This window comes from Streptomyces sp. NPDC051020, assembly GCF_040683105.1.
Lineage (GTDB): Bacteria > Actinomycetota > Actinomycetes > Streptomycetales > Streptomycetaceae > Streptomyces.
This window is the reverse complement of record NZ_JBFBCG010000201.1, coordinates 1-2,821: the sequence shown is the minus strand read 5'-3', so window position 1 is coordinate 2,821 and position 2,821 is coordinate 1. Positions and strand designations below refer to the sequence as shown.

Below are 2,821 nucleotides of genomic sequence, written 5' to 3'. Positions count from 1 at the left end.
CGACCACGGCTGCCAATACACATCCATTAAGCTCACAACACGCCTGCTACGGGCCGGAGTTGATGCATCCATAGGGTCAGTGGGCGACTCGTACGTCTGTCAGTCTTTTCGTACCGGATCCCGCAAGGATCGGGTAGTCCCGGCCGCGACGGTCTGACCCTTGCTTACGACCGACCCCACGGGTGTCCTGGCGTTGATCTGTCGACCGTCCGGCCGGGCACGCAGCAAGCGCTGCCGCCGGAAGGACGTGACCTGATAGCGCCTCTGTGTGTCAAGCGGCTTGAGCGAGGTGGGTTCGTTGGTCTCGTTTCATGATCCGGTAGACCACGTTGGACAGGCGTCGTTTGAGCGCTCTGCGGGCTTCGGATGGTGTCTTTCCCTCGCTGATCTTGCGGAGGTAGTAGTCCTGCCCGCGCCCGCCGTCGCGGATTTGGCAGACGGCGATGGTGTGCAGAACCGAGTTCAGCGCGCGGTTGCCGCCGGTGTTGAGCCGGTGGCGGACATTGTTGCCGCTGGAGGCGTCCAGGGGTGCGCTGCCGGTATAGCTGGCGAAGTGGTGCTCGGTGGGGAACCGGCTGACGTCCCCGATGTGGCCGAGGACTTTCGCGGCCAGCACGGTACCCAGGCCCGGCAGGGTGGTCAGCGTCGTGCGGGTCGCGGCGACGGCCTCGCGCATTTCGGCTTCGTTGTCCTTGACCTGCCGGTCCAGTCTGCGCAGGTCGGCCAGCAGGTCACGGGCTATGTCCCGGCGGCAGTTGTCGGTGGCCGTGACCGGCCGGATGCCCTTCATCAGGGCGGCAGCCTTGTCGGCCGACAAGCCGGTGGGTGCTCCGCCGGGCAGGAGATCACGCAGGACGGCGTGGAGCCGGTTGAGGACGCGGGTGCGCTCGTGGACCAGGTCGTCTCGCCGCTCGGTCAGCAGCCGCAGGATCGTGGTCTGGTCTTCCTGGACTACGGGTCGCAGGTCATGGCGGAAAAGGGCGACCTGGGCAACGTGGAGGGCGTCCTTGGCGTCGGTCTTGCGGTCTCCTCCGGTGGCCAGCAGCCGGGCCCGGGCCGAAAGGGTGGAGGGCACGTCGACCACGTTCTCGCCCGCGGCTGCCAGCTGCTGGGCGAGCGAGCGGCCCAGGCCGCCGGCACCCTCGACCGCGAAACGACGGTCGGGCCACTGCTCGCACCAGCGCATCAGCTGGCGGAATGTTCCAGCGTTGACGACGAACCGGCGCTGGGCCACCTGATGGCCTGCGGCGTCAACGGCGACGGCGGTGTGGGACGACTTGTGGGGATCGACACCGATCAGGAACACAGGCTGCTGTCCTCGCACTCGATGAATCAGGAAGGGAAGTGCGGTGGGCACCCTGACTTGAAGTCACTGCGTCACCTTCATGCCTCTGTCGAGCCACACCGCGCGGGTGTCGGCCGACGGCGGCACGCTATCAGTGAGCCAGCCCGAGGGCGGCAAGGAGCACTGCGGGCCCATGCCGACCGACACCCTGGACGCTACGGCTGCAGACCGAGCATCTGGGGTCGATTCAACAAGTCAGGAGCCTGGAGCCACCTCGTCAAAGCGTCCCCGTGACAGTCCTGTCCGTCCGACCGGCGACAGCGTGTACCTCACGTTAGCGACCGGGAGGAATATCGTGGACGACAGCGAACAGCCCAGGTCTGGGCATGTTGTGATCGGCGTCGACACACACAAGCACGTGCACGTCGCGGCAGTCATGGACACCATCGGCGGAATCCTGGCGACCTTGACGATCCCCACAGACACCGGCGGATTCCAGCAACTTGCGGTCTGGGCAGCCTTGTTCGGCAAGGTGCTGGCGTTCGGAGTCGAGGGTACCGGCTCCTACGGTGCCACGCTGGCCTCGTTCCTGCGCCGGGCCGGGCACAAGGTGGTTGAGGCAGGCCGCCCGGACCGACGGCTGCGGCGGATGAACGGCAAGTCCGACACCCTGGATGCCGAGAACGCCGCCCGAGCCGTCCTGGCTGGATTCGCGACGGCCACGCCCAAGAGCGCCGACGGCGAAGCCGAGATGATCCGTCAGCTCAAGATCGCCCACGACCAGGCCGTTGAACAGCGCACAGCGGCGATGGTCACTATGAAGGCGATGCTTGTCCACGCCCCAGATGCCTTGCGGAACGAAACCGCAGGCAAAACGCAGATCGCCCTGGCCCGGCATCTGGCGGGCCTGCGTCCTCGGCAATTGGAGGGCCCCGAGGACGCACTGCGCCATGCTCTGCGCACGCTGGCCAAGCGGTGGCAGTACCTCGACGCCGAGGCCAAGGACCTGACGAAAATGATCGCTGATCTGGTTCACCGCGCCGCCCCGCAACTGCTCGAACCTTTCGGCATCGGCGTGGACACAGCCGCGGAGATCCTCGTCGTGGCCGGCGACAACCCCGAACGCATCAAGTCCGAAGCCGCCCTAGCCAAGCTCGCGGGCATCGCTCCAGTACCCACCGGCTCCGGCATGACCAGCGGCAGGCACCGCATCAACCGCGGCGGCCACCGGCAGCTCAACGCCGCGATCTATCGAACCGTCATCGTCCGCATGCGGTTCCATCAACCCACGATCGACTACGTCGCCCGCCGCACCGCCGAAGGCAAGACGAAACGCGAGATCATCCGCTGCCTCAAGCGCTACGTCATCCGCGAGGTCTACCACCTGATTCGACCCGTTCCACAGACGATCCCCGCAACGAGTTGACAGCTATAGGAGCGTCAACGCCCTCGCCGAGAATCTGTGGATGCTCATCAAGACCGAATGCGTTCGCGGCCGCGTCTTCGCCACCCGGGCCGAGGCGAACCTGACGCTGT

The 2,821-nt window shown here is 66.3% G+C and carries 2 protein-coding genes; one reads left to right on the top strand and one right to left on the bottom strand.

Annotated features, from left to right (window positions below; all coding sequences use genetic code 11):
- Positions 1-271: 271 nt before the first annotated feature.
- Positions 272-1,306 carry an IS110 family transposase gene (locus AB0N06_RS38590; protein ID WP_366139334.1) on the bottom strand — a complete coding sequence of 345 codons (1,035 nt, stop codon included), beginning with the start codon at positions 1,304-1,306 and terminating at the stop codon, positions 272-274.
- A gap of 334 nt (positions 1,307-1,640) precedes the next feature.
- On the opposite strand from AB0N06_RS38590, the gene AB0N06_RS38585 reads away from it, so the two are divergent.
- Positions 1,641-2,711: an IS110 family transposase gene (locus AB0N06_RS38585; protein WP_366139333.1), complete on the top strand. Its 1,071-nt coding sequence runs from the start codon at positions 1,641-1,643 to the stop codon at positions 2,709-2,711.
- The last annotated feature ends 110 nt before the right edge of the window (positions 2,712-2,821 follow it).